The organism is Streptomyces violaceoruber (assembly GCF_033406955.1).
Taxonomy (GTDB): Bacteria; Actinomycetota; Actinomycetes; order Streptomycetales; family Streptomycetaceae; genus Streptomyces; species Streptomyces violaceoruber.
The window spans coordinates 8,040,764-8,066,692 of sequence record NZ_CP137734.1 but is presented as its reverse complement, the minus strand read 5'-3'; the positions used below and the strand labels follow the sequence as shown (position 1 = coordinate 8,066,692).

General features: G+C 74.4%; 18 protein-coding genes and 1 pseudogene. 7 read left to right on the top strand and 12 right to left on the bottom strand.

What is annotated here, in order from left to right; genetic code table 11:
- The first annotated feature begins 202 nt into the window (after positions 1-202).
- From R2E43_RS36420 to R2E43_RS36405, 4 genes and pseudogenes are all read left to right on the top strand, one after another.
- Positions 203-2,834, top strand: a pseudogene (locus tag R2E43_RS36420) (SpoIIE family protein phosphatase).
- A 107-nt stretch (positions 2,835-2,941) separates the two neighbouring features.
- Positions 2,942-4,078 (top strand): M23 family metallopeptidase, encoded by a 1,137-nt coding sequence (locus tag R2E43_RS36415; protein WP_193484429.1) that lies wholly within the window; start codon positions 2,942-2,944, stop codon positions 4,076-4,078.
- Between the two features lie 28 nt (positions 4,079-4,106).
- Entirely contained in the window at positions 4,107-5,639 is a 1,533-nt protein-coding gene (locus tag R2E43_RS36410; RefSeq protein ID WP_003978319.1) for a CYTH and CHAD domain-containing protein, read from the top strand.
- Between the two features lie 123 nt (positions 5,640-5,762).
- Complete coding sequence (locus R2E43_RS36405) at positions 5,763-8,309, top strand: discoidin domain-containing protein (RefSeq protein ID WP_189284126.1); 2,547 nt, start codon at positions 5,763-5,765, stop codon at positions 8,307-8,309.
- 63 nt (positions 8,310-8,372) lie between these two features.
- Here the strand turns inward: R2E43_RS36405 and R2E43_RS36400 are convergent, their stop codons facing one another.
- The 4 genes from R2E43_RS36400 to R2E43_RS36385 all read right to left on the bottom strand — a co-directional run bounded on the left by R2E43_RS36400 (position 8,373) and on the right by R2E43_RS36385 (position 14,396).
- Complete coding sequence (locus R2E43_RS36400; protein ID WP_332056998.1) at positions 8,373-11,747, bottom strand: pyruvate carboxylase; 3,375 nt, start codon at positions 11,745-11,747, stop codon at positions 8,373-8,375.
- An 89-nt stretch (positions 11,748-11,836) separates the two neighbouring features.
- Complete coding sequence (locus R2E43_RS36395) at positions 11,837-12,838, bottom strand: ACP S-malonyltransferase (protein WP_332056997.1); 1,002 nt, start codon at positions 12,836-12,838, stop codon at positions 11,837-11,839.
- Complete coding sequence (locus R2E43_RS36390) at positions 12,835-14,121, bottom strand: beta-ketoacyl-[acyl-carrier-protein] synthase family protein (protein ID WP_016325152.1); 1,287 nt, start codon at positions 14,119-14,121, stop codon at positions 12,835-12,837. The genes R2E43_RS36395 and R2E43_RS36390 overlap by 4 nt, the downstream gene beginning before the upstream one ends.
- On the bottom strand, positions 14,118-14,396 hold the full coding sequence (locus tag R2E43_RS36385; protein WP_003978314.1) for an acyl carrier protein: 279 nt from the start codon (positions 14,394-14,396) through the stop codon (positions 14,118-14,120). The genes R2E43_RS36390 and R2E43_RS36385 overlap by 4 nt, the downstream gene beginning before the upstream one ends.
- A 470-nt stretch (positions 14,397-14,866) precedes the next feature.
- Here R2E43_RS36385 and R2E43_RS36380 point away from each other — a divergent pair, with 470 nt between their 5' ends.
- Positions 14,867-15,733 carry a CAP domain-containing protein gene (locus tag R2E43_RS36380; protein WP_332056996.1) on the top strand — a complete coding sequence of 289 codons (867 nt, stop codon included), beginning with the start codon at positions 14,867-14,869 and terminating at the stop codon, positions 15,731-15,733.
- A gap of 83 nt (positions 15,734-15,816) precedes the next feature.
- Here the strand turns inward: R2E43_RS36380 and R2E43_RS36375 are convergent, their stop codons facing one another.
- Genes R2E43_RS36375 through R2E43_RS36365 form a run of 3 tightly spaced genes read right to left on the bottom strand, consistent with a single transcriptional unit; the run spans position 15,817 to position 18,235 of the window.
- A complete protein-coding gene (locus R2E43_RS36375; protein WP_136207362.1) occupies positions 15,817-17,145 on the bottom strand; it encodes a sensor histidine kinase in 1,329 nt (442 codons plus the stop codon).
- The gene (locus R2E43_RS36370) at positions 17,142-17,831 is read right to left on the bottom strand and encodes a response regulator transcription factor (protein ID WP_319126641.1); all 690 of its coding nucleotides are present in this window, start codon (positions 17,829-17,831) and stop codon (positions 17,142-17,144) included. Before R2E43_RS36370 ends, R2E43_RS36375 begins: the two co-directional genes overlap by 4 nt.
- A 53-nt stretch (positions 17,832-17,884) precedes the next feature.
- A complete protein-coding gene (locus R2E43_RS36365; protein ID WP_238363719.1) occupies positions 17,885-18,235 on the bottom strand; it encodes a hypothetical protein in 351 nt (116 codons plus the stop codon).
- Here R2E43_RS36365 and R2E43_RS36360 point away from each other — a divergent pair.
- Positions 18,228-18,449, top strand: a complete 222-nt coding sequence (locus R2E43_RS36360) for a hypothetical protein (RefSeq protein ID WP_003978310.1) — start codon at positions 18,228-18,230, stop codon at positions 18,447-18,449. The genes R2E43_RS36365 and R2E43_RS36360 overlap by 8 nt on opposite strands.
- 27 nt (positions 18,450-18,476) lie before the next feature.
- Here the strand turns inward: R2E43_RS36360 and R2E43_RS36355 are convergent, their stop codons facing one another.
- From R2E43_RS36355 to R2E43_RS36345, 3 genes are all read right to left on the bottom strand, one after another.
- Positions 18,477-20,174 carry a cellulase family glycosylhydrolase gene (locus tag R2E43_RS36355; RefSeq protein ID WP_332056995.1) on the bottom strand — a complete coding sequence of 566 codons (1,698 nt, stop codon included), beginning with the start codon at positions 20,172-20,174 and terminating at the stop codon, positions 18,477-18,479.
- 145 nt (positions 20,175-20,319) lie between these two features.
- Complete coding sequence (locus R2E43_RS36350; RefSeq protein ID WP_136207364.1) at positions 20,320-21,918, bottom strand: sulfite oxidase; 1,599 nt, start codon at positions 21,916-21,918, stop codon at positions 20,320-20,322.
- Between the two features lie 52 nt (positions 21,919-21,970).
- Entirely contained in the window at positions 21,971-23,494 is a 1,524-nt protein-coding gene (locus R2E43_RS36345; RefSeq protein ID WP_319217659.1) for an alpha/beta hydrolase, read from the bottom strand.
- 91 nt (positions 23,495-23,585) lie between these two features.
- On the opposite strand from R2E43_RS36345, the gene R2E43_RS36340 reads away from it, so the two are divergent.
- Positions 23,586-24,608 (top strand): MerR family transcriptional regulator, encoded by a 1,023-nt coding sequence (locus tag R2E43_RS36340; RefSeq protein ID WP_332056994.1) that lies wholly within the window; start codon positions 23,586-23,588, stop codon positions 24,606-24,608.
- Here the strand turns inward: R2E43_RS36340 and R2E43_RS36335 are convergent.
- Both R2E43_RS36335 and R2E43_RS36330 read right to left on the bottom strand, forming a co-directional pair.
- Positions 24,551-24,817 (bottom strand): hypothetical protein, encoded by a 267-nt coding sequence (locus tag R2E43_RS36335; RefSeq protein WP_121708770.1) that lies wholly within the window; start codon positions 24,815-24,817, stop codon positions 24,551-24,553. The genes R2E43_RS36340 and R2E43_RS36335 overlap by 58 nt on opposite strands.
- Before the next feature lie 72 nt (positions 24,818-24,889).
- The gene (locus R2E43_RS36330; protein WP_136207367.1) at positions 24,890-25,891 is read right to left on the bottom strand and encodes an aminoglycoside phosphotransferase family protein; all 1,002 of its coding nucleotides are present in this window, start codon (positions 25,889-25,891) and stop codon (positions 24,890-24,892) included.
- Positions 25,892-25,929 lie beyond the last annotated feature (38 nt).

Sequence of the window (25,929 nt, the reverse complement as noted above, 5' to 3'; positions counted from 1 at the left end):
ATCGGAGTAATCGGCCGCCTGCCAGACCCGGCGCGTCCCCCGGCCGGTACGAGCCCCCCGTACCCGGCCGTCACCGGCGGGCTCCGCCCCGGGCTCGCACCGGGTGCCGTCACCCGGCCGGCGGACAGGAGCGTCGCCGTGAGCGGGAAGCGCGGCGACGGCGCGCGCTGCGGGGCGGGCCGTGCGGCAACACACTGGGGTCATGGTTTGCCCCGATCCGCCGGCGGCGGTGTCACGGCGTTTCCCCGACGGGCCGGCAAGCGCGGCGGCGGCCCGCCGGTTCGTGCGCACCGCGCTGGACGGTGCCGCCCGTGACCTGGTGGACACGGCCCAGCTCCTGGTCAGCGAGCTGGTCACCAACGCGGTGCTGCACGCGCGCACCGAGGTCGAGGTGAGCGTTGCGCGTCTGGAGGGCCGGGTGCGCGTAGGGGTCGGGGACCGGCGGCCGGGCCGCGGCCTCGTACCGCAGCGCTGCTCGCCGTACGCCGGTACGGGGCAGGGTCTCGTACTGGTGGAGCAGCTGGCCTCGCGGTTCGGGGCGGACGGCGGCGACGGGGGCAAGACGGTGTGGTTCGAGCTGTGGCACGACGGTCCGGCGCCGCCGTCCGCCGGGTGGGAGACCGCCGTGCCGCCGCGGCCCGCCGAACGGACCGTGACGCTGGTCGACATGCCGACCGCCCTGGAGTCCGCGTGCCGGCAGCACCGGCACGCGGTGCTGCGCGAGCTGACCCTCGCCGCGTCCGCGGGAGACCTCCTCGGGGTGCCGCCCGAGGACCTCGTCGCGGCCAACGACGTCAACAACGTGATCAGCGCCGGTGTGTCGGCCGCGCCGGCGGGACCTGCCTCCGAGTCCGGTCTGCGCACCCTGCCCCTCCCGCTGTCGGCCGACGCCCTGCCGGCGGTGCGGGCGCTGCGCCGCGTACTGGACCTGGCCGAGGCCCGGGCCGGGGAGGAACGGCTGCTCACGCTTCCGGCCCTGCCCCGCGGCCGGGCCTTCCAGAACTGGCTCTTCGACGAGATCGCCGGGCAGCTGGCCGGGGACCGGCCCACCGCGTGGACCGTGGTCCCCCGCGCGCCCGAGGTCAGCTCCGCCGAGCTCGTCCCGTGGGACGTCGGCCAGGTGCGGGCCAGCAGGATGCCGACCGTCGCCGCCGACGAGGGCAACCGGATCGTGGCGACCAACGGGGCCGCGGCGGACCTGCTGGGCTGGGACCCGGACCAGCTCGTCGGACGCCGTCTCACCACCCTCGTCCCCGAGCACCTGCGCGAGCGGCACACGGCGGCGTTCACCTCGATGCTGCTCACCGGCCGCACCCGCATCGTGGGGCGCTCGGTGCCGCTTCCGGCGCTGCACCGTGACGGCCGGCTCATTCCGGTGCGGCTGTACATCCAGACGCAGGAGACGGCCGACGGCCGCACCGTCTTCGTCGCACAGCTCGTCCCGAGGGCGACGACGTTCCTCGACGGGCCGAGGACTCCCGGCAGGATCCGGAAGGCGGCGGTCGGGGAGCCCGACGGGGGCCGGTCGCCCACCGTGCCGCCGGCGGGGGCCGGGACGCCCGGTGCCCGGGGCGGTATGTCGGCGCTGGACCGGCTCACCCTCCTGGCCGAACTGGGGGCGCAGCTCAACAACACCCTGGAGCTGGACGAGGGCCTCCAGCGCGCCGGCCGCCTGCTGACGCGGGCTGGCCGACTGGTGCGTGGTGGACCTGTTCACCGCCGACGCCCGGGTGGACCGGGCGTGTGTCGTCCACCGCGATCCCCGGGCCCTGCGCCCGGGGGCGTACGAGGGCCTGCTCCCCGGGGTCTCCGAGGAGTCGCGCGGCCCGCTGGCCCGGGTGCTGCGCGGCGCCGGGCCCCTCCTGCTCACCGGCGCCCCGCAGCCGGGGCAGACCGGGAGCGCGCTGGACCGGGCCTATGCCGGCCTGTTCCGGGAGTTGGGGGCGGGCAGCGCCGTCGTCGCCCCGCTGCGGGCCCGCCGCAAGATCTTCGGTGCCCTGACCCTCGCCCGCGCGCCCCGCGGACGGCCGTTCACGGAGGAGGATCTGACGCTGGTCGACGACCTGGTGCACAGCCTCGCGCTCGGGGTGGACAACGCCCGTCTGTACCAGGACACCCGCTCCATCGCCGAACGGCTCCAGCGCTCGCTGCTGCCGGTGCTGCCGAAGGTCGAGGGCCTGCGTCTGGCCGCCCGGTACGCCGCCTCCTCGACCACCGCGCAGGTCGGCGGGGACTGGTACGACAGCTTCGTCCTGCCCGGCGGGAACACCGCGCTGGTCATCGGCGACGTCACGGGGCACGACCTCGACGCGGCCATCGCGATGAGCCAGTTGCGCAGCATGCTGCGCGGCATCGCGGTGGACCGCGAGGAGCCGCCCGCGGAGGTGCTGCGCCGGCTGGACCTGGCGAACCACAGTCTCCATCGAGAGGCGACCGGCACCTGCGTCTACGGCCTGATCAAGGGTCCCCCGGAGGGCCCCTGGGAGCTGACGCACTCCTCCGCGGGCCATCTGCCGCCGCTGCTCACCACCCGGGACGGCCGGACCCGCTACCTCGACGGCGGTGCCGGCCTGCTGCTCGGCATGGACCCCGACGCCTCCCGCGGCACGGCCCGTGACGCGCTGCCGGCCCACTCGACACTGCTGCTGTACACGGACGGCCTCGTCGAGCGCCGCGACGAAGCCCTCGACGAGGCCCTCGACCGGCTGCGCCGGCACGCCGCCGACCTGGCCCGCGAGCCCCTCGACACGTTCTGCGACGAGCTGCTGATCGGCCTGGGGGCGGACAGCGCGGACGACATCGCGGTCCTCGCCGTCCGGCCCTCGCCGCCCTGACACGGGTGCCCGTTCGGGCATCTCCTTCTGCCTCGGCGGCTCGTGACGCCGGCACAGGGGTGGCGATAGCGTCGCCTGGTGAGCAACACGTCCCGGCGAGCGGCCAGATGAACGACGAGCGGCTGACCGTGGCGCCGACGGCCGACGACACGGACGACCCACGGCAGGAACCGGAGCGGGCGGAAGGCTCCGAGCGCGGCCCCGGGCGAAAGCGCCGCGGACCGGGCCCCGTCACCCTGTTGCTGCTGCCGGCTCTCGTGACCGTCACCGGTGTGGCCGCCTTCCTCGCGCTGGGCGGGCTGCCGGACCCGTGGCCCGACGACCCGGACGCCAAGGCGTCGACCGCGGCCGACATCGACCCCTCCTACGTCCCGTGGCTGCGCAAGGCCGCCTCGGCCTGCACCGTCCTGGAGCCGTCGGTGCTCGCCGCGCAGATCGACCAGCTCTCGGGCTGGAGCGACGACTCGGACGACCTCTCGGGCCAGAAGGGCATCGCCGCGTTCACCGACAGCGAGTGGCGGGCCTGGGGCAAGGACGACGACGGCAACGGGCACGCCTCGCCCCGCGATCCGGCGGACGCCATCATGGCGCTGGGCCGGCGGGACTGTTCGCTGGCCGAGAAGGTGACCGGGCTGCGCACCGAGGGGCGGGTCAACGGCGACCTCGTGGAGCTGACCCTCGCGGCGTACGCCGTGGGGCCGGACGCCGTGACCGGGGCGGGGCGGGTACCCGCGGCGGCCAAGACGTACCTCGCCGAGGTCCAGGCCCTGGTGCCGCGGTACGAGGCGCTGGACCGGGAGGACTCCGCCGACGGCTCGGGCGGGCCGGCCGGTGCCCTGCTGACCGCGCCGGTGAGCCCGCTCACCATCACCTCGCCCTTCGGGTCGCGGCAGCACCCGCTGACCGGGGTGACCAAGCTGCACACCGGCGTGGACTTCGCCGCGCCGCAGGGCGCGCAGGTCGTGGCGGCACGGCGGGGCCGCGTCGTGTTCGCCGCGCTCACCAGCGCGTACGGCAACCGCATCGTGATCGACCACGGGACCATCCAGGGCAAGCGGGTGGAGACGACCTACAGCCACCTCTCCGCCCTGGAGACGTCGGTGGGGCAGACCGTGGAGGCCGGGGCTCCGATCGGACGGGTCGGCTCCACCGGCCTGTCGACCGGCCCGCACCTGCATTTCGAGGTCATCCTCGACGGGTACTACACCGATCCGCGCCCCTGGGTCGTGGCGAACGGGGTTTGATCCGGCGGATCGTGTCGAGAACCTCAACATGACCCAGTCGAAGCGCGAGACGGAACGGAAGTACGAGCCGCCCGCCGGTGGCCTCGCCGGGCTGCCTGACCTCACCGGCGTCGGACCCGTCGCGTCGGTCACCGCGGCCGGGCCCGAGGAGCTCGACGCCGTGTACCACGACACGGTGGATCTGCGGCTCGCCGGGTCCTCGGCCACCCTGCGCCGCCGTACGGGCGGCCCCGACGCGGGCTGGCACCTGAAGCTGCCGCTCACCGGGGACACCCGCGAGGAGGTGTGGGCCCCGCTGTCGGACGACGTGCCCGCGGCGCTGCGCGAGCTGGTGCTGTCCCGCACGCGGGGCGCCCCGCTGCGTCCGGTGGTGCGGATCCGGTCCACCCGGGCCGTGCGGCGGCTGCACGACGCCGAGGGCGGGGTGCTGGCCGAGCTGAGCCTCGACGAGGTGCGGGCGGACGCGACGGCGGCGGGCGGCGGGCGCGGCGAGTGGGGCGAGCTGGAGGTCGAACTCGCCGAGGGCGTCCATGCCGGACTGCTCGACGCCGTGGAGAAGAAGCTCCGCAAGAAGGGGATCGTCCGGTCCGACAGTCCGTCGAAGCTCGCCCGGGCGCTGCGGGACACCGGCGTGGGTGGCGCGGGCGTGCCCCGGACGCCCGACGGAGTGGTCGCCGGCTCCTCCGGTTCGTACGTGCTCTCCTACCTGCGCGAGCAGGTCGGCGTCCTGGTGGGCCTGGACCCGGCGGTGCGCCGCGAGCTGCCCGACGCGGTGCACCGGATGCGCGTCACGTGCCGCCGGCTGCGCAGTTGCCTGCGTTCGTACCGGTCGGTGCTGGACCGGCGGGTCACCGATCCCGTGGCCGCGGAACTCCGGTGGCTGGCGGGCGAGCTGGGCGCCGCGCGGGACCAGGAGGTGCTGCGCGAACGCATCGGCGCCGCGCTGGACGGGCTCCCCGACGAGCTGGTGCTCGGCCCCGTCGCCGCCCGGCTGCGGGTGTGGGACGTGTCCCGGGACGAGGACGTGCGGTCCCGGACGCGGATGGCCCTGGGCAGCCCGCGCCATCTGCGCCTCCTGGACGCGCTGGACGAGCTGGTCCGGCACCCGCCGCTGCGCTCCGGGGCCGGGCGGAAGCCGGCCCGGACGATGGCCCGGGCGGTGCTCAAGGAGTACGCCCGTCTCGCCGGGCGCATGGACCTCGCGCTCGCGCGGCCGTCCGGCCGGTCCCGGGAGACGGAGCTGCACGAGGCGCGCAAGGCGGCCAAGCGGCTGCGCTACGCGGCCGAGGTCGCGCGTCCCGCGCTCGGCAAACCCGTCGCCCGGCTCGGCAAGCAGGCCAAGGCGGTGCAGCAGTTGCTCGGCGAGCACCAGGACGCCGTGGTCGCCCAGGACACCCTGCGCCGGCTGGCGGTGGCCGCCCACGGGGCGGGCGAGTCGGCGTTCACGTGGGGGGTGCTGCACGGCCGGGAACGGGCGGGCGCGGAAGCCCGGCAGCGGGAGCTGCCCGGGCTGTGGCGGGCGGCGTCGGATCCCGCGCTGCGGGCCCCGCTCGAACACTGAACGGCGACAACTCCTGTGCGGAGTCTTGCCGGATCGAAGCCTCACCACTTAAATCACACCTTGAACTAAGCCGCTGCGCTCAGCGGTTGGTCGGTCCTGTCCGCACCCGCAGAAAGCTCACGCATGAGACTGAGATCCATGGGTGTCGCGCTCGTCGCCACGGCGGCGCTCGTCACCCTCCCCGCTCCGATCACGGCCACCGCGGCCGACACTCCCCTCTCCCAGGGCCGGACGGCCACGTCGTCCTCGGCCGAGAACGCCGGCACGCCGTCGCAGAACGCCGTCGACGGCGACACGGCCACCCGGTGGTCGTCGGCCGCGAGCGACGACCAGTGGCTCCAGGTCGACCTCGGTGCCACCGCCTCCGTCACCCGGGTCGTGCTCGACTGGGAGGCGGCCTACGGCAAGGACTACAAGATCCAGCTCTCCCAGGACGGGAGCACCTGGACCGACGCGAAGACGGTCACCGGCGGCGACGGCGGCACCGACACCCTCGACGTGTCGGGCCAGGGCCGCTACGTCCGTATGCAGGGCGTCCACCGGGCCACCCCCTGGGGCTACTCGCTGTGGGAGTTCCAGGTCTTCGGCACCACCGGCGGCACCGCCCCGGGCGGCTCCTGCGACACCGCCAACGCCGCGCAGGGCAGGCCCGCCACCGCCTCCTCCGTCGAGAACGCCGGAACACCGGCCACCGCGGCCTTCGACGGCGACACCGGCACCCGCTGGTCCAGCCAGGCCTCCGACCCGCAGTGGGTGCGGGTCGACCTGGGCGCCGTGCAGGACCTGTGCAAGGTGGACCTGAACTGGGAGGCCGCCTACGCCAAGGACTTCCGCATCGAGGCCTCCGCGGACGGGCAGAGCTGGCAGACGCTGAAGAGCGTCACGGGCGCCACCGGGGGCAAGGCCTCCTACGACGTCAGCGGTTCGGGCCGCTACGTCCGCGTCCACGGCACGGCCCGCGCCACCGGCTACGGCTACTCCCTGTGGGAGGTCGCCGTGCACACCGGCACCACCGGCACTCCGCCCGTCGAGGGCGGCGGCGACCTGGGGCCGAACGTCATCGTCGTGGACCCGTCCACGCCGAACCTCCAGCAGAAGTTCGACCAGGTCTTCGCCCAGCAGGAGTCCAATCAGTTCGGCGGCGGCCGCTACCAGTTCCTGCTGAAGCCGGGCACCTACAACGGCATCAACGCCCAACTGGGCTTCTACACCTCCGTCTCCGGTCTCGGCCTCAACCCGGACGACACGCAGATCAACGGTGACATCACCGTGGACGCGGGCTGGTTCAACGGCAACGCCACGCAGAACTTCTGGCGTTCGGCCGAGAACCTCGCCATCACCCCGTCCAACGGCACCGACCGCTGGGCCGTCGCCCAGGCCGCCCCGTTCCGGCGCATCCACGTCAAGGGCGGGCTCAACCTGGCCCCCAACGGCTACGGCTGGGCCTCCGGCGGCTACATCGCCGACTCGAAGATCGACGGCACCGTCGGCCCCTACTCCCAGCAGCAGTGGTACACCCGGGACAGCTCGGTCGGCGGCTGGACCAACGGCGTCTGGAACATGACGTTCACGGGCGTCGAGGGCGCTCCCGGCAGCAACTTCGAGACCGGCCCGTACACCACGCTCGACACCACCCCCATCTCGCGCGAGAAGCCGTTCCTGTACCTGGACGGCAACGAGTACAAGGTGCGGGTCCCCGCCAAGCGCACCAACGCGCGCGGCGTCTCCTGGCCCGCCAACGCCGGTGGCACCTCGCTGCCGCTCAGCCAGTTCTACGTCGTCAAGCCCGGCGCGACGGCGGCGACCATCAACGCCGCGCTCGACCAGGGGCTCAACCTGCTGTTCACGCCCGGCGTTTACCACATCGACCAGACCATCGAGGTCGACCGCGCCAACACCGTCGTACTCGGCCTCGGTCTGGCCACCATCATTCCGGACGGGGGCGTCGACGCCATGCACGTGGCCGACGTCGACGGCGTGCGGCTCGCGGGCTTCCTCATCGACGCAGGGCCGGTGAACTCCGACACGCTGCTGCGGATCGGGACGCCGGGCGGCAACGCCGACCATGCCGCCAACCCCACCACCATGCAGGACGTGTTCATCCGCGTCGGCGGCGCGGGGCCCGGCAAGGCCACCGACTCCGTCGTGGTCGAGAGCGACGACGTGATCATCGACCACACCTGGATCTGGCGGGCCGACCACGGCGAGGGCGTCGGCTGGGAGACCAACCGCGCCGACTACGGCCTGCGGGTCAACGGCGACGACGTCCTCGCGACCGGACTGTTCGTCGAGCACTTCAACAAGTACGACGTCTACTGGAGCGGAGAGCGCGGCCGGACGATCTTCTTCCAGAACGAGAAGGCCTACGACGCCCCGAACGAGGCCGCCATCACCCACGACGGCATCGTCGGCTACGCGGCCTACAAGGTCGCCGACTCGGTGAACGTGCACGACGCGGTGGCGCTGGGCAGCTACTGCAACTTCACCGCCGACCCGGGCATCGTCCAGCACCACGGGTTCCAGGTACCGGTCAAGCCGGGGGTCAGGATGCGCAACCTCCAGGTGATCTCGCTGGGCGGCATGGGCCAGTACCGCCATGTCGTCAACGACACCGGCGCGGGCACGTCGGGGACGGACACCGTGCCGTCCAAGGTCGTCCAGTTCCCGTGAGCGACGACGCGCCCCGCAGCGGTGCGGGGCGCGTCACCCGTCCGGGCCGGAAGTCCGCGCCCCTCAGGCGAGTTGGACGAGAAGATCGCCGCCCTCGACCTGCTGGATGCGGTTGATGGCGAGCCTGGTCACCGTGCCGGACTTCGGGGCCGTGATCGACGCCTCCATCTTCATCGCCTCGATGGTGGCCACGGTGGCCCCGGCCTCCACCTCGTCGCCCTCGGCGACGGCGAGGGTCACCACACCGGCGAACGGCGCCGCGACGTGGCCGGGGTTCGCCCGGTCGGCCTTCTCCGTCACCGGGACGTCGGTGGCGGCCGACCGGTCGCGGACCTGGATGGGGCGGAGCTGTCCGTTCAGGGAGGACATCACGGTGCGCATGCCGCGCTCGTCGGCGTCGCCGACCGCCTGGAGTTCGATGAGCAGCCGGACGCCGGGGTCGAGGTCGACCGTGTACTCCTTGCCCGGGCGCAGCCCGTAGAAGAAGTCCTTGCTGTCGAGGATGCTGGTGTCGCCGTACGAGGCGCGGTGGGTGTCGAACTCGCGGGCCGGTCCCGGGAACAGCAGCCGGTTGAGCGTCGCCCGGCGGTCCTTGCCGAGGCCGTCGCGGTCGTCCTCGGACAGCTCGGCGAGCGGCCTGGCCTCGGCGCGGCCGCGCAGCGCCTTGCTGCGGAACGGCTCGGGCCAGCCGCCGGGCGGGGTGCCCAGCTCGCCGCGCAGGAAGCCGACCACGGAGTCCGGGATGTCGAACCGGTCGGGGTCCTGCTCGAAGTCCGCCGGGGAGACACCGGCGCCCACCAGATGCAGGGCCAGGTCGCCGACCACCTTGGAGGACGGGGTGACCTTCACCAGGCGGCCCAGCATCCGGTCGGCGGCGGCGTACATGGCCTCGATGTCCTCGAAGCGGTCGCCGAGGCCGAGCGCGACGGCCTGGGTGCGCAGGTTGGAGAGCTGGCCGCCGGGAATCTCGTGGTGGTAGACCCGGCCGGTCGGGGAGGCCAGGCCGGCCTCGAACGGGGCGTAGACCTTGCGGACGCTCTCCCAGTACGGCTCCAGGTCGCCGACGGCCTGGAGGTCGAGGCCGGTGGGCCGCTCGGTGTGGTCGGTGGCGGCCACGATCGCCGACAGCGACGGCTGCGAGGTGGTGCCCGCCATGGACGCCACCGCACCGTCGACGGCGTCCGCGCCCGCCTGGATCGCGGCCAGGTAGGTGGCGAGCTGGCCGCCGGTGGTGTCGTGGGTGTGCAGGTGCACCGGCAGGTCGAACTCCCGGCGCAGCGCGGACACCAGGGTCGCGGCGGCCGGTGCGCGCAGCAGCCCGGCCATGTCCTTGACGGCCAGCACGTGCGCTCCGGCGTTCACGATCTGCTCGGCGAGGCGCAGGTAGTAGTCGAGGGTGTAGAGCCGCTCGGAGGGGTCGGACAGGTCGGCGGTGTAGCAGAGCGCGACCTCGGCGACGGCGCTGCCGGTCTGCCGTACGGCCTCGATGGCGGGCCGCATCTGCTCGACGTCGTTGAGGGCGTCGAAGATGCGGAAGATGTCGATGCCGGTGGCGGCGGCCTCCTGCACGAAGGCGTCGGTCACCTCGGTCGGGTACGGGGTGTAGCCCACGGTGTTGCGGCCGCGCAGCAGCATCTGGAGGCAGAGGTTGGGCACCGCCTCGCGCAGCGCGGCCAGCCGCTCCCAGGGGTCCTCGGCGAGGAAGCGCAGGGCGACGTCGTAGGTGGCGCCGCCCCAGCACTCCAGGGACAGCAGCTGGGGCAGGGTGCGGGCGACGACGGGCGCCACGGCGAGCATGTCCTTGGTGCGCACCCGGGTGGCGAGCAGCGACTGGTGGGCGTCGCGGAAGGTGGTGTCGGTGACGCCGATGGTGGACGACTCGCGCAGTCGGCGGGCGAACCCCTCCGGCCCCAGCTCGGCCAGCAACTGGCGGGACCCGGCGGGGGGTTCACCGGCGGACACCGTCGGCAGCTTGGCCAGCGGGTCGACCAGCTCGGGGCGCTCGCCGTGCGGCTTGTTCACCGTGACGTCGGCGAGGTAGGTCAGCAGCTTGGTGCCGCGGTCGGCGGAGTGCCGGGCGGTCAGCAGGTGCGGGCGCTGTTCGATGAACGAGGTGGTGACCCGGCCGGCCTGGAAGTCGGGGTCGTCCAGGACCGCCTGGAGGAAGGGGATGTTGGTGGCGACGCCGCGGATGCGGAACTCGGCGACCGCGCGCCGGGCGCGGTTCACCGCGGTGGTGAAGTCCCGTCCCCGGCAGGAGAGCTTGACCAGCATCGAGTCGAAGTGCGCGCTGATCTCCGTACCGGCGTGGGTGGTACCGCCGTCGAGCCGGATGCCGGAGCCGCCCGGCGAACGGTAGGCGCTGATCTGCCCGGTGTCCGGGCGGAAGCCGTTGGCCGGGTCCTCGGTGGTGATGCGGCACTGGAGTGCGGCACCGCGCAGGGTGATGTTCTCCTGGGCGAGTCCGAGGTCGGCCAGCGTCTGGCCGGCGGCGATGCGCAGCTGGGACTGGACCAGGTCGACGTCGGTGACCTCCTCGGTGACCGTGTGCTCGACCTGGATGCGCGGGTTCATCTCGATGAAGACGTGGTTGCCGTCCCGGTCCACGAGGAACTCGACGGTGCCCGCGTTGCGGTAGCCGATCTGCCGGGCGAAGTTCACGGCGTCGGCGCAGATCCGCTCCCGCAGGGCCGGGTCGAGGTTGGGCGCGGGCGCCAGCTCGATCACCTTCTGGTGGCGGCGCTGCACCGAGCAGTCCCGCTCGAAGAGGTGGATGACGTCGCCCTCGCCGTCGGCGAGGATCTGCACCTCGATGTGGCGGGGTTCGACGACCGCCTTCTCCAGGAAGACGGTGGAGTCGCCGAAGGCGGACGCGGCCTCGCGGGAGGCGGCCTCGATGGCCTCGCGCAGCTGGGCGGGTTCCTCGACGCGGCGCATGCCGCGCCCGCCGCCGCCCGCGACCGCCTTGACGAACACGGGGAAGCCGACGTCGTCGGCGGCGCGTACGAGTTCGTCCACGTCGGTGGAGGGCGCCGAGGAGCCGAGCACGGGTACTCCGGCCTCGCGGGCGGCGGCCACGGCCCGTGCCTTGTTGCCGGTCAGTTCCAGGATCCGGGCGCTGGGACCGACGAAGGTGATCCCGGCCTCCTCGCAGGCGCGGGCGAGTTCGGGGTTCTCGGACAGGAAGCCGTAGCCCGGGTAGACGGCGTCGGCCCCCGCACGGCGGGCGGCGCGCACGATCTCCTCCACGGAGAGGTACGCGCGGACGGGATGCCCCTGCTCCCCGATCTCGTAGGCCTCGTCGGCCTTGAGCCGGTGCAGCGAATTGCGGTCCTCGTGCGGGAAGACGGCGACGGTGCGCGCGCCGAGCTCGTAGCCCGCCCGAAACGCACGGATCGCGATCTCACCGCGGTTGGCGACCAGCACCTTGCGGAACATTCTTGATCCCTTCAGCCTGCCGGGTGACGAGACCATGGTGTCGGCGCCGCCCTCCGTACGCCATGTGAGCCGGGCCACTCCCGGCCGCGTCACCGCAGGGCGGCGGTCAGGCGCAGGCGGATGCGGTCGAGGCCGGCCGGTGTGCGGGAGGGGGCGGCGGTGGTGCAGCCGGGCAGGCCGGCCCGGGCCAGGGTGCTCAGCAGCGCCCGGGGGCCGCTGTCGAGGTAGGTGGTGAATCCGGCCAGGCGCAGCGCGCACAGCGTCCGGTGGAAGGCGAGCGGCTCGGAGAGGTGGGCGGCCGCCACCGTGCGCAGCTGGGCCGGGGTGCGGGCGGGCCCCGGCGCGGCGGCCGTGTACACGGGGAGCGTGGGCGGGGCGACGGGCTGGGCGCGCAGGAGGCGCCGGAAGGCCCGCTGCACCTCGGCGAGCAGGGGGTGGTGGTAGGCGGTGCGGCTGGTCAGCGGGGTGGCGCGGCGGCCGAGCGCCCGGGCCGCGCTCCGGACGGCGGCCAACTGGTCGTCGGGTCCCGCAAGGACGGTCTGGCTGGGGGCGTTGCGGGCGGCGATCCGCACCTGCGGCAGGCCCTCGGCGCGCAGCAGGTCGGCCGCCGGCTCGGCACTCAGGTCGGTGGCCAGCAGGCCCGCCGCCGGCAGTGCGGCGTCGCGCAGCAGCCGGTCGCGGACGTGCAGCAGCCGCACGCCCTGTTCGATCGTGATGACCCCGGCCACGGTGAGCGCCGCGAGGTCGCCCACGCTGTGGCCGAGCACCGCGTGGACGGGCGGCGTCGCGAGATCGAGCAGGACGGCGGCGGAGGCGACCACGGCGGCGTAGGTGGCCAGGTCGAAGGCGAGGGGGTCGGTGCGCAGGAGCAGGTCGGGGTCGGGCGCGGCGCTGTCGGTGAGGAGCCGGCCGACGGGGGTGCGGGTGGAGCCGAGTGCGGTGCCGTGGGCGTCGACCGTCCCCAGCACCCGCGAGACCGACGGGACCCCGCTCAGGTGACGCAGGGCGCCCGGGAGGTAGGCCCCCTGGCCGGGGCACATCAGCACGGTGCGCGGTGTGCCGCCGGTGGGGGCCGGACGGTCGTCCGTCATGAGGCGTCGGCGAAGGCGAGCGCGACGTTGTGCCCGCCGAAGCCCATGCTCGTGCTGACGGCCGCGAGGGGCCCGCAGGGCAGTGCCGCCGGGTCGCGGCCGACGACGTTCAGGCCGATCTCGGGGTCGACCCGTTCGAGGCTGCAGGCCGGCGGTGCCGTTCTGTCCCGCAGGGCGAGGACGGTGAGGACGGCCTCGATGGCTCCGGCGGCACCGAGGGTGTGTCCGAAGGCCCCCTTGGTGGCGCTGACCGTGACGTCGTCCACGCCCTTGGCGAAGACGCTGTGCAGCGCCTGCGCCTCGCCGAGGTCGCCGAGCGGTGTGGCGGTGGCGTGGGCGTTGACGTGCTGGATCTGCTCCGGCACGAGCCCCGCGTCGCGCAGTGCGGCGTCGACGGCCGCCGCGCAGCCCGGACCGCCGGGCGCCGGCTGGGCCACGTGGTGGCTGTCGTTGGTGATGCCCGCCCCGGTGAGCCGGCCGTGGACGCGGGCGCCGCGGGCGGCGGCGTGCGCGGCGCTCTCGACCACGAGCATGCCGGCGCCCTCCCCCATCACGAAGCCGTCCCGGTCGGCGTCGAAGGGCCTGGAGGCCCCCTTGGGATCGTCGTGGCGCCGGGAGAGGGCCCGCAGCCGCGCGAACCCGGCCAGGACCAGCGGATGCAGCGCGGCCTCGGTGCCGCCCGCGACCACGATGTCCGCGCGGCCGTCCCGGATCATGCCGAGGGCCTGGGCGAGGGCCTCGGCACCGGCGGCGCAGGCACTGACGGGCGCGTGCACCCCGGCCTTCGCGCCCACCATGAGCCCCACTTCGGCGGCCGCGTGGTTGGGCAGCATGACCGGGATGGTGCGCGGGCTCACCCGCCCCGCGCCCTGCGTCCGCAGGCGGTGGTCCTGCTCCAGGACGCTGGTGAGGCCGCCCAGCCCCACCCCGACGACCACGGCCACCCGCGACCCGTCCCCGGCGAGCGCGGACGGGTCGGGGAACCCCGCGTCGCGGACGGCCTCGCGGGCGGCCACGAGGGCGAACTGCGCCGAGCGGTCGCAGTGCGCCGCCTTGGCGGACGACAGGACCGTCCCGGGGTCGACCGCGGCCGGGGCCGCGAGGTACACCTGTGCGGGCCCGGCCGGCTCGCCGAAGTCGACGCGTTCGACGCCGCACCCGCCGTCCAGCAGGGCCCGCCAGGTGGAGGGGACGTCGCCGCCCAGCGAGGTGGTCAGCCCCAGCCCCGTGACGACGGCGGCCCGCTCCCCGGGGGCCGGGCCGGCCGCGTGTCGTGGACTCACGCGGTGCCGCCGGCGGGGGCGGCGACGGCCTCGGCGAGGTGGGCGGCGATCTGCCGCACCGTCGTGAGCCGGTCCGCCTGCTCCTGGGGGACCTCGATCTGCCAGCGGTCCTCGATCGCGGCGACCAGTTCCAGCCGGGCCAGCGAGTCGACGCCCAGGTCGTCCTGGAGCGAGGAGTCGGGGCCGATCTCCTCCACGGTCAGGTCCTCGACCGTGGCGGCGAGCAGGTCACGCAGCTCGTCGAGCAGCTGTCGTTCGTCGGCGGTGGACGGCATGTCCGGTACCTCCTCGGTCGGTGCACGGCGCGCCCGGAGGCGGTGGGCGGGAGGACCCGTTCCCCGGGCGCGCCGGTGGTGTCCGGCGACCTGCCGGTGCACGCGGACAGGCTGTCCGGCCGGGCGGCACGGTAAGCGCCGGGGGCGGAGGGACGGCGGAGCATCGGGAGCACGGGACGGGCTCCTGCGAGCACCCGTGTCCCCCCTTCACCTTGAAGCGCCCCGGGGCCGACCGAGGGTGGCGGGCGGCGGGCGCGTAAGGGACCGGACGGGGCGAAACGGGGTGCCGGGCATCCTCAACGGACTTTGGCGGCTCTTTTAAGGCTTTCTGAAGATGACCTTCGAACGGGCGTTTCCACGCCGGTCGCGTCCTAGGCTCTCGAACACCCCCCACAGTCCCGGTGGGCGCGGTCGCGTCCACCGGGTACGGGGGCTCCGCCAGCCGACCGACAAGCCGAGGTGTCCTGCGTATGGGTTCCCGCCGAGCCTCTCGCCCGTCCCGCTCCCACGCCCGCCCGCGCGGCGGGCTCAGGAGCCGCGGTGCCGCGCTGGCACTCGGTGCCGTCACCTTGACCGCGGGCGTCGGAATCACCCTGGCCGTCGGCGACGGCGACGACGGCGGGGCCTCCGACCGGGTCACCGCGAACGCCGCCGACCAGGCGTCGAACGCCGAGGAAGCGGCAGGCGGTGCGGCACCGCTCGCCTCCGCGTCGGCGAGTCCGAGCGCCACGGCCGGCCGCTCGCCGAGCCCGAGTGCCGAGCCGAAGAGGACGCCGACGAAGACGGCGAGCCCCGCGACCAGTGCCCCCAAGGCTTCCGCGCCGGCTTCCAAGGCTCCCGTCCGGGCCACCGCGAAGAGCGGCGGCGACCGGTCCGGTGGCGGCGGGTCCGGCAGCGGTTCGGGGTCGTCCGGCGGCTCGGGTTCCGGCTCGGGTCCGGGTTCCGGCTCGACGGGCGGTGCGGAGGCACAGGTCCTCGCCCTGGTCAACGAGGAGCGGGCCGCGGCGGGCTGCTCCCCGGTCACCGCGAACAGCAGGCTGACCCGGGCCGCCGACGACTACAGCGACGTCATGGCGAGCAGTGGTGTGATGTCCCACACGGGTCCCGACGGCTCCACGATGGCGAGCCGGGTCGAGGCCGCCGGTTACCAGTGGTCGGCGCTGGGCGAGAACATAGCCCAGGGCCAAGCGGACGCCGCCTCGGTGATGGAAGCCTGGATGAACAGCCCCGGCCACCGCGAGAACATACTCAACTGCTCCTTCAAGGAGCTGGGCGTCGGCGTCCACTTCGGCGACGGCGGCCCCTGGTGGACGCAGGACTTCGGTACCGGTCGCTGACGCCGGTCGCCGCGACCCGCCTGACACCGGTCACCGCGGCCCGCGACACCGGTCACCGGTCACCGGTCACCGCCGCCAGGACGTCACCGGTCACCGTCCCCGGCCGCCCGCGCGTCCGCCAGCGCGAACGACACCGTCACCCGCGCGCCGCCCAGCGGCGCGCGGGCGATCGTCAGTTCGCCGTCCGCCGTACGGGCCGCCCGGGCCACGATGTCCAGGCCGAGCCCCGTGGAACCGCCCACGCTGACGCCCCGGGTGAGGGCCGCCTCGGGGTCCGCGACGCCCGGCCCGGCGTCGTCGACCGTGAGGCGCACGTGCCGGTCCCGGCGTTCCACGCGCACGACGAAGCGGGTGCCCTGCGGGGTGTGCCGGAAGACGTTGCCGATCAGGGCGTCGACGACGGCGGCGAGGTCGTCCTCGGGGAAGGCCACGGGGGCCGGACGCGGAGTGAGGGAGCGCTCGAACGGCCGGTCCTGCTGGGCGGCGAGGACCGACCAGAAGTCCAGGCGCATGGCGACCACCTCGGCGACGTCGCACGGTTTCGCCGTGCCCGCCCCGGTCCCGGCCAGCTGTGCCGCCGCCAGGGGGGTACGCGCCGCCGCGATGATCGAGTCCAGCTCGCGTTCGAGCTGTCCGGCAGCTTCCGTGACCCTCAGGGCGCTCGGTGTCGCGCCCATCCGGTCCGCCTCCAGGTACAGGGCGGTCAGCGGGGTGCGCAGCCGGTGCGAGAGGTCGGCGACCAGTTCCCGCTCGACGGCGAGCAGGTCGACGACCCGGTCGGCCATGGTGTTGAACGCCGCTCCGGCCTCCTGGAGCTCGGGCGGGCCGTCCGGTTCCACCCGGACCCCGAGATCGCCGGAGCCGAGGGCGAGCGAGGCGCGCTTGAGGCCCCGGGAGGAGCGCACCACCCGGGCGCCCAGCCGGTCGGCGACCAGCACCGAGCCGCCCACCAGGCCCACGGCGAGCAGTGCCATCACACCCCAGGAGGCCGTCACCCCCCGCGTGAGGTCGGCTGCGGGCACGTAGGCCTCGACGACCGCGACCCGGTCGCCCCGCAGGACGACGGGCTGCAGGTAGGCCCAGCCGTCCGCGGTGTCCACCGCGAGCGTCTCCCGCCCCCGTACGGCCCGGTCGAGGGCCTCCTCGGGCGCGTGCGGGGTGCCGACGAAGCCGCCGTCGGGCAGCCGGACGACCAGCTGGTCGGCGGAGCCGAGTTCCGCGACGGCCTGCTGGACGTCGGCGCGGCGGGTGGTGAGGGCGAGGACCGGCGAGAGGGCCGCGGCGCGCTGCTCGGCGGCGGTGGTGACCCGGTCACGGGCCTGTTCGCGCACGAGGAGGGCGAGCGGGACGAGGAACGACAGCGCCACCATGGAGGTGACGGCCAGGGCGATCCCGGCGAGGGCTCGTCTCATGGCGCGCTGACCAGCTTGATGCCGATCCCTCGCACGGTGTGGAGATAGCGCGGCTTTCGCGCCTTCTCACCCATTTTGCGGCGAAGTGCGGAGAGATGGACGTCCACCGTCTGGTCCTCGACGTACGGCTGTTGCCACACCTCGGCGAGTATCCGCTGCCGCGACATGACCTGGTCGGCGTGGGCGGCGAGGTAGGCGAGCAGGTCGAACTCCCTGCGGGTGAGGGGGAGTTCCCGGCCGGCGAGATGGGCGGTGCGCGCGGTGGGGTCGATGCGGAGGTCGGCGACCCGAAGGACGGGCGGACGGCCCGCCCGGAGGCCGGCGGGCGCGGAGCGGCGCAGCACGGCGGCGAGCCGGGCCGCGAGCTGACCGCCGGAGAAGGGCTTGACCATGTAGTCGTCGGCGCCCGCGTTGAGCAGCCGGATGATCTCGGTCTCGTCGTCGCGGGCGGTGGCGACCAGCACCGGGACGCGGGATATGCCCCGGATCATCCGCAGCACGTCGAGTCCGTCGAGGTCGGGCAGCCCGAGGTCGAGCACGACGATGTCCGGCGGGCTCTGGGTGATGTCGCGCAGCGCCTCGAAACCCTGGTGTGCGGTCTTGACCGCGTAGCCGTGTCCGGTGAGGACCTCGATCAGCGCGGCCCGGATCACGGGGTCGTCCTCGACGACAAGTACGGAGGCCATGGGCAGGCACGTTAGCCGGTCCGTCACTATGGTGTCGTGTCCCGCCTCCTGCGCTACCTGATCATCTGGCTGTCCTGCACGGCGGCCAGTGTCACGGCTGTCATCATCACGATCCACTTCGTGGTGGGGTCGACCCGGCCGACCGCGCCGGTCGCGCAGACGGCGCCGAAGGAGCTCCCGGCCCCGCCCCGGCCGACCGTGTCCAGGACCGTGACGGCCACGCCCAGCCCCTCGCCCACCAGCCGCACGCCCAGCCCGTCCCCGTCCCGCACCAGCGCGGAGCCGACGGAGCCGGAGGCGACCGTGACCCCCACGCCGACGCCGAGCCCCCGCACCACGGCGCCGCGGCCGCCCGCGGGCGCGGGTGCCCCGGGGTGCGAGGAGGGCGGGGCGGGGGTGTACACGGTGCCCTCCGAGGGCGGCAAGGCGACCGTGCGGTTCGGCGGTGACGGGGTGTGCCTGATCTCGGCGGTGCCGAACCAGGGCTTCACGGTGCGTACGGAGCAGAGTGCGCCGCAGACCCTCGCGGTGACCTTCGAGGCGAGCCGTCACCGTTCTGAGATCACCGCCACGACGCAGCCGCAGAGCCGGGCCGACGTCCGCGAGGTGTCGTGGTGACGTTCCTCGCCCGCACCCTCCCCTCGGTCACGGCGTGGCGCAGGCGGCCCCGTTCAGGCGGAACGCGGCCGGGGCGGTGTTGGTGTCGCCCTTGCGGGCGGTGAAGCCGAGGGTGACCGTGCCGCCGGCCGGAATGGTGGCGGTGTAGGAGGCCGGGGCGACGTTCACCGCGCCGGCGTCCTGGGTGGCGGTGCCGCCCCACATGTTCGTGACGGTCTGGCCGTCCGCGAAGGCGAAGGCGAGTGTCCAGGGGCCGATGGCGGCGCTTCCGGTGTTGCGGACGGCGATCTCGCCCTGGAAGCCGCCGGGCCACTCGCCCACGACGCGGTAGCCGACGGAGCAGGCGCCGCCGGGTGTGCCGCCGCCGTCGGTGGTGACCTCCACCGTCGCCGAGCGTGCGGACCGGTTGCCCGCCGCGTCACGGGCGTGGACGGCGAAGGTGTAGGTGGTGTCGGCGGTGAGTCCGGTCACGGTGGCGGTGGTGGTGGTCGAGGAGGCGACCGTGCTGCTGGTGCCGTCGCCGACCAGGACGACGTCGTATCCGCTGACCGCGGTGTCGTCGGTGGCGGCGGCCCAGCCGAGCGTGACGGAGGTGTCGGTGACCGCGGTGGCGCTCGGGGTGCCGGGTGCCGTCGGGGCCTCGGTGTCGTCCGGGGCGCCGTCGCCGTAGACGGTGGCCTCCTCGGAGGTCTGGGCGATGCCGTTGACGCCGTGGAAGATGCGTTCGCCCCAGCCGCTGAGCCTGCTCGGGTCGAAGTCGAGCGCCAGGTCGAGGACCGGGTCGGTGTTTCCGCTCCACGACCAGGCCAGGTAGCCGAGGCGGAGCTGCTCGGCGGTGGCCATCATGGTGTCCTCGTCCGGATCGCCGTACTGGTCGGCGGGTCCGCCGAACTCGCCGATGAGGATGGGCAGTTCGGCGTCGACGAACGCGTTCAGGTAGTCGGTGATCTCCTGGGCGGTGTCGAAGACGCTGTACATGTGGATGGAGAAGATCAGGTTGCCGGTGGGGTCGGCGTCGTAGACGGACCGTGCGTTGGCACGCATGACGCCCTGCCAGTCCTGGCCCCAGTTGGGGGCGTCCACCATGATCGTGTGCTGGAGCCCGGCGGCGCGCAGCTTCTTGACGGCCGCGACGGTCGGCTCGGTCCAGCCGGCGGGGTCGGTGTTGCCCCAGGGCTCGTTGCCGATGTTGACGATGACGTAGTCCTCCTGGCCGGCCAGGACGTCCTTGAGGCCGATCCAGTAGTCGGCCGCGTGGTCGAGCGTGCCGGCCGCGGCGTCCTCGGCGTAGCCGGTGGTGTCGTGCACCTCCAGTACGCAGATGAGCCGGTTGGCCTTGCACTGCTCGATGACGGCGGCGACGTCCGCCGGGCCGTTCTCGCTCCAGCGGTGCCCGTCGGAGAGGACGACCCGGACGCTGTTCGCGCCCAGCGCCTTGACGTCCGCCAGCGACTGCGTCTCGCCGGGATACCAGGTGTGGGCGTGGTTGACCCCGCGCATGACGAAGTCGTTGCCGTTGCCCTCCAGCAGCCGGCCGTCACCGATGTGCAGGCCGGCCGCCTGCGCGCCGGCCGACGGGACTCCGGCGGACCGCGCCGCGGGCGACTGGGCCAGGGCCGCGCCCGGACAGAGGGCGCCGACGACGACCAGCCCGATCAGCGCGGCCAGTCCGGTCAGCAGGCGGGCCGGGAGGGTTCTCGGTGTATCGCGTCTCGCTGGGCGCACGGCGACTCCAGGGCTGAGTAGTGCGGATGGGGGGAACCGGGAACGGCGCATGCGTGGGAGCGCTCCCACGTCTACCCCATGAAACTCACTACGGCGCGTACACGTCAATACAGTGGACAGAAAACGCTTGCCGCCCGGTGGGGCGTCAGTCCACGGTCACCACCACCGAGTGCCGTCCACTGGCGCCGTCGGGCACGGTGCGGGTGCGCTTGTCCGTCTGCACCTCGCCGGTCCGGTCGGTGGCCCGCACGGTGAGGGTGTGGCCGCCCTTGGTGGCACGCCAGGCGTACGACCACTGTCGCCAGGTGTCGCGCGAGTCCTCGGCGGCCAGGACGGCCTCCTCCCAGGGACCGTCGTCGACGCGGACCTCCACCTTGTCGATGCCGCGGTGCTGGGCCCAGGCGACTCCGGCGACCATCACGGTGCCCGCCTTCGGCCGGGCGAAGGGCCTCGGGGTGTCGATCCGGGACTGGGTCTTGACCGGTGCCTCACGGGCCCAGTCGCGCTTGACCCAGTAGGCGTCGTAGGAGTCGAACGTGGTCAGTTCGATGTCCTCGATCCACTTGCAGGCCGAGACGTAGCCGTAGAGGCCGGGCACGACCATGCGGACGGGGAATCCGTGGTCGAAGGGCAGGGGTTCCCCGTTCATGCCGACGGCGAGCATCGCGTCGCGGCCGTCCATGACGTCCTCGACGGGGCTGCCGATGGTCATGCCGTCCACGGAGCGGGCCACGAGCTGATCCGCCGGACCGCCCGCCGATGGCGGCCGGACGCCGCACTCCGCCAGCAGGTCGGCGAGCCGGACACCGATCCAGCGGGCATTGCCGACGTACGGGCCGCCGACCTCGTTGGACACACAGGTGAGGGTGATGTCCCGCTCGATCAGCTTCCGCCTCAGCAGATCGTCGAAGGTCAGCGTCCTCTCCCGGGCGACTCCCTCGCCGTGGATGCGCAGCCGCCAGGCCGTGGCGTCCACCTTGGGGACCACCAGGGCGGTGTCGACCCGGTAGAAGTCGCTGGTGGGAGTCGTGAAAGAACTGACCCCCTCCACCCTGGCCTGCGCGTGCCGGGGCACCGCCGGGGCGCGCGAGTCGGGCGGCGGGAGGGTGATGTTCTCGCGGGAGGCGACCGCTTCCCGGCCGCCCGCGCCGCTCAGGGCCCGGCCCAGGACGCCGGTCCCGGCCGAGGCCGCCGCGGCGGCGGTCGCCGCGATCACGAAACGGCGCCGGTCCCAGCCCTCGCCCCGCTCCCCCGGCGCCTCGCGGCGTGGTGCCGGCAGGAGGCCCGCGAGGAGGTACAGGAGCACCGCCCCCGCGATCGCCCCGAGGACGGAGGGGAAGGCGTCCGTGAAGCCGGTGGAGTCGGGCCTGCCCAGGGCCGCCGCGGCGCCGACGATGCCGAAGACGAGGACTCCCGCCGCGCCGGCGCGCCGGTGGCGGACGGCGAACGCGCCGAGGGCCAGGGCGAACAGGGTCAGCACGGCGAGGATGCCGAGCTGGAGCACCAGCTTGTCGTTGGTGCCGAAGGTGCGGATCGCCCAGTCCTTCACGGCGGTCGGCGTACGGTCGATGGCGGCCCCGCCGACCGCGACGACCGGGCCGGACCGGGGACGTACCGCCGCCGCCGCCAACTCGGCGACGGCGAGCGCGGCGCCGCCGGCCAGAAGACCGCTCAGTGCTCCCGGCCCGAGGCGTGTCCAGGTTCTGGCCGACGGATTCCGTGGTGTCTTGTCGTGGTCGCTCACGCGGGTAATCCGACACCGGGCGGAGGTCGGATTGGTAGGGCGCCGTCCACCGTCATCGTGCGTGTTCGCCGAAGGCGTGGTCCAGCACCGTGCGCAGTGCGTGCCGCACCGCCGTACGCGACTCGTCGGTCAAGTCGATGGTCTCGAAACCGTGGTGGCCGTGCGGCACGTCGACCACCTCCACGTCGGCCCCGCAGTCCTTGGCCGCGGCCAGGAACTCCTCCACGGTGGCGGCGATCTCGGGCATCTCCCGTCCCACCCGGGTGAGGACGACGGGCAGGGCACCGGCGTTCGCCACGGCGCGCACCGGACGGAAGCGGGATTCGGACAGTCCCCAGTTCGGCAGCGGCGCCAGGACGGGGTAGGTGGCCGCCAGGCAGCGCAGCCAGGCCGGCGGGGCGTCCAGCCAGTCGGCGGCGATCAGGCCGCCGCCGGAGAAGAACCACAGGGCGACCCGGTCACCGTCCACCCGTGGATCGGCTCGCACCGCCTCGACGGCGGCGGCCACGTCCGCGGCGGCACGCTCGAAGTCGCCGAGGTCGTGCAGACGGTGATCGAGGAGCGCGCCCACGGCTCCGTCCCCCGCCACGCACCGCGCGTACCCCGTCAGCCCGGGCCAGTCCCGGGGGGTGGGCCGGGCGTCGGCGGGGACCGGCCCACCGTGCACGAGCACCACGGCGGGCCGCGGCTCCTCGGCGTCGGGCAGGTAGAGGTCGAGGTTCCCGTGCCGCACCCTGGGGACGTCGGGCACGTCCATCAGGAACGGCCGCAGGTGGCCGGGCCCCTCGGTGTCGTCGACCGGCTCCAGCCGGTGCCCCTCGCCCGCCGCGGCCCGCAGCAGTACGTCCGTCAGCTCGGCGGGCAGGGACAGCATCGGCCAGTGCCCGGTGGGGAGTTCGAAGAAGCTCACCCGGGGGTCGGTCAGGGGGCGCAGCGCGGGATCTCCGAGGCGCACCAGCATCTGGACCAGCTCGATGCTGGTGCCGTTGCCGGTGCACAGCACGCCGGTGGTGGGCACCGGGTCGACGGCGCCGGTCAGCCGCAGCGGCTGGAGCAGGGTGCCCAGCGGCTGCGGCGCGGCGAGGGCGGTGAGCCGGTCCAGGGCCGCGTCCGGTACGCCCGCGGTGCTGCCCCAGCGCGGCCACTCCTCGTGCGCCGGGGGCGGCAGCACCCCGTCGGCCCCGGCGGCCCCGGCGAGGCGCTCGCGCAGGGACTGGTCGGGGACGGCGGCCAGGGCGGGGACGCCGTCCCGCGGCAGTCCCGAGTCCAGGTGGACGATCCGGTCGACGCGCTCCGCACGCCGGTCGGCGGCGCCGACCGCGGGGTGGATGCCGTAGTCGTGGCCGACCAGCACGATCCGCCGGTCCCCGGCCGCGCCCACCGAGTCGATCACCGCGAGCACGTCCGCGATGTGGGTCTCCAGGTCCACGCCGGGCGCGGCGGCCGCACGCGGTGCGTCGAGGCCGGTGAGGGCGACCGTGTGTACCTCGGCGCCCCGGGCGGTCAGGCGCGCGGCGGTGTCCTGCCAGATGTGCGTGCCGGTGAACATGCCCGACACCAGGATGAACGCGGTCATGGTCTTCTCTCCTCCGTCCACGGCGCGGCCCGGCCCGATCACCGGCCCGCTGTCGCCGGTACGGTAGGAACTCCCCCTGAGGGAGGTTCAAGTGTTCACCTCGAACGACGGTCTGTGCGGCATCGGCGAGCTGGCCGAGGGCGCGGGTGTCACCGTCAAGACCGTCCGTTTCTACTCGGACCGGGGGTTGCTGCCGGAGGCGTCCCGCAGCGCCGGCGGGCACCGGCGGTACGGTCCGGAGGCGCTCGACCGGCTGCGGCTGATCCGTTCGCTGCGTGCCCTCGGCCTGGCCGTTCCCGAGGTGCGGCGGATCCTCGACGAGCGGCACGCGCACGGCACGGCGGGCGGCGAGGGCGGGGTGCTGGAGGCCGCGGTGGCGGGCCGGCTGCGCGAGGTCGGCTCGGAGTTGAGGGCGTTGCGCTGGCGCGAGGCCGCGCTGCGGCTGGTGCAGGAGGCCCCGCCCGGCGAGCAGGCCGACCGGCTGCGGTTGATCGGTGCCGTGTCCGTCCCGCCGAGCACGGCCCCGCTGGTGCGGTTCTGGCGGGGCTGGCTTCCGGCGAGGATGCCGGCCCGCTCGGCCGGCGCGTTCCTGGACGTGGCGGTCCCGCAGCCCCCGGACGAACCCGCCCCGGCCCAGGTCCTGGCCTTCGCCCGCCTCAACGCCCTCACCCTCGCCCCGTGCCGCCCGGGCACCGTCCAGCCCCAGCCCGAGGCGCACCGGGCCGCCGGGGCGCGGGGGGCCGCCCTGCTGTACACGGGGCTCGCGGAGGCGTACGAGCTGGCCGGGGTGCACATGCGCCGCGGCCGGGAACCGCACCCGGGTGAGGCCCTGGACGCGTTCGTCGCCTCGTACACGAGCGCGTACGGGGTGCGGGACACCCCCGGCTTCCGCCGCCGGCTGGCCGGGCAGCTCGCCGCCGACCCCCGGCTGGACGGCTACTGGGAGCTGGTGGCCGAAGTGACCACCGCTCCGGGCGCGCGACCGGAACCGACGCCCGGGTCCGCGCACGACTGGCTGCTGGCGGCGCTGACCGCCGGGACGGGGGCGGTACCGGATCAGGGCACGTCGCCCCGCCAGTCGAAGCGGCGGGTGTCGCCCGGCCTCGGCGTGTAGGCGGAGCGGCCGCCCGGGCCGTAGCGGCCTATCTCCGTCGCCAGGGTCACTCCGCGGGCGCGCTCCTGCTCCGTGAGGTCCGTGACGTCCAGCAGCAGTCCGTCCAGGGGCCCGCCCACCAGATGCGCGTAGACGCGTCCGGCGCGCGGCCCGGGGTTGTCGTGGTCGGCGCCGTAGACCCTGCCGCGCATGAACTCCACCTCATCCATGACTCGAAGCCTCGCATCCGCCACTGACAACGGCACCCGAGCGGCGGGGACGGCCCTGCGGACGAGCCCTCCCTACAACGGTGGTTCGTCCAGCAGCTCGAGGAGGCAGCGGGCGCCCGCCGCGGCCGTCGCGGCACCGGACGCGCCGGACGCGCCGGGGAAGAGCCGGCCGTAGGCGGCGGCGCGGTTGAGCGCGCTGAGCCGCCAGGCGAGGCTCACCGCGCGCCGCAGCTGCGCGGCCGTACGGCCCTCGCCGGTCCAGGGTTCGAGGTAGGCGTCGCGCAGCCGCGGCAGTACCTGCGGCCCGTAGCGTTCGGCGGCGCGGCGGGCGGGGACGGCCAGGCTGGAGAAGGGCTGGGTGACGACGGCGTCGCCCCAGTCGAAGAAGGTGAACCTGCCGGGCGCGGGGCGGAACAACTGGCCGTCGTGCAGATCCGCGTGGTCGAGGGAGTCGGGAACGCCCAGGGCGGTGAGTTCCGCGCACCAGTCCAGCAGGCGGGGGCGCAGTTGCCGCAGCGCGGCCCGGTCCCGGGCGGACAGCGGCGCGGTGTCGAGCCGGTCCAGGACGCCGGCCTGCGCACCGGCGGGCACGGCGGGTACGCCGAGGCGTTCGATCTCGCTCGCGCGCGAGGTGAGGGCGTGCTGCATGGCCGCGTACTGGCGCAGGAGTTCCTCCCAGTCGCCGGGATCGACCGGTTCGCGGGCGAGCACGTCCCGGAAGAGCGGCCCTCCGTCGGGCAGCAGCGACCAGCCCCGGGCGGCGTCCACCGCCAGCGGCTCCAGTACGTGCCCGGGGACCCAGCGGGCCAGCGAGGCGGTCAGCGCCGCCTCGAAGGCGCCGGCCGGCGGGCTGGCCTTGAACCAGACGGCGCCGTCCCCCGCGACGCACAGCCGCAGCAGGACGGACCACGGCCGCAGCCGCACCCGCCACCGTCCCGTCGGACGCAGGCCGTGGGCGGCCAGCCGGGCCTCGATCCAGCCGATGGCCTCGGTACGCCAGGCCGGTTCCTCCCAGGGGGTGACGGTGTCCCGGTACCGCCCGCGGTCCACGGTCACCGGGGTGTCATTGAGCATCGGACCATCCCAGCACCGTGCACCGCGCGCGGCCACCG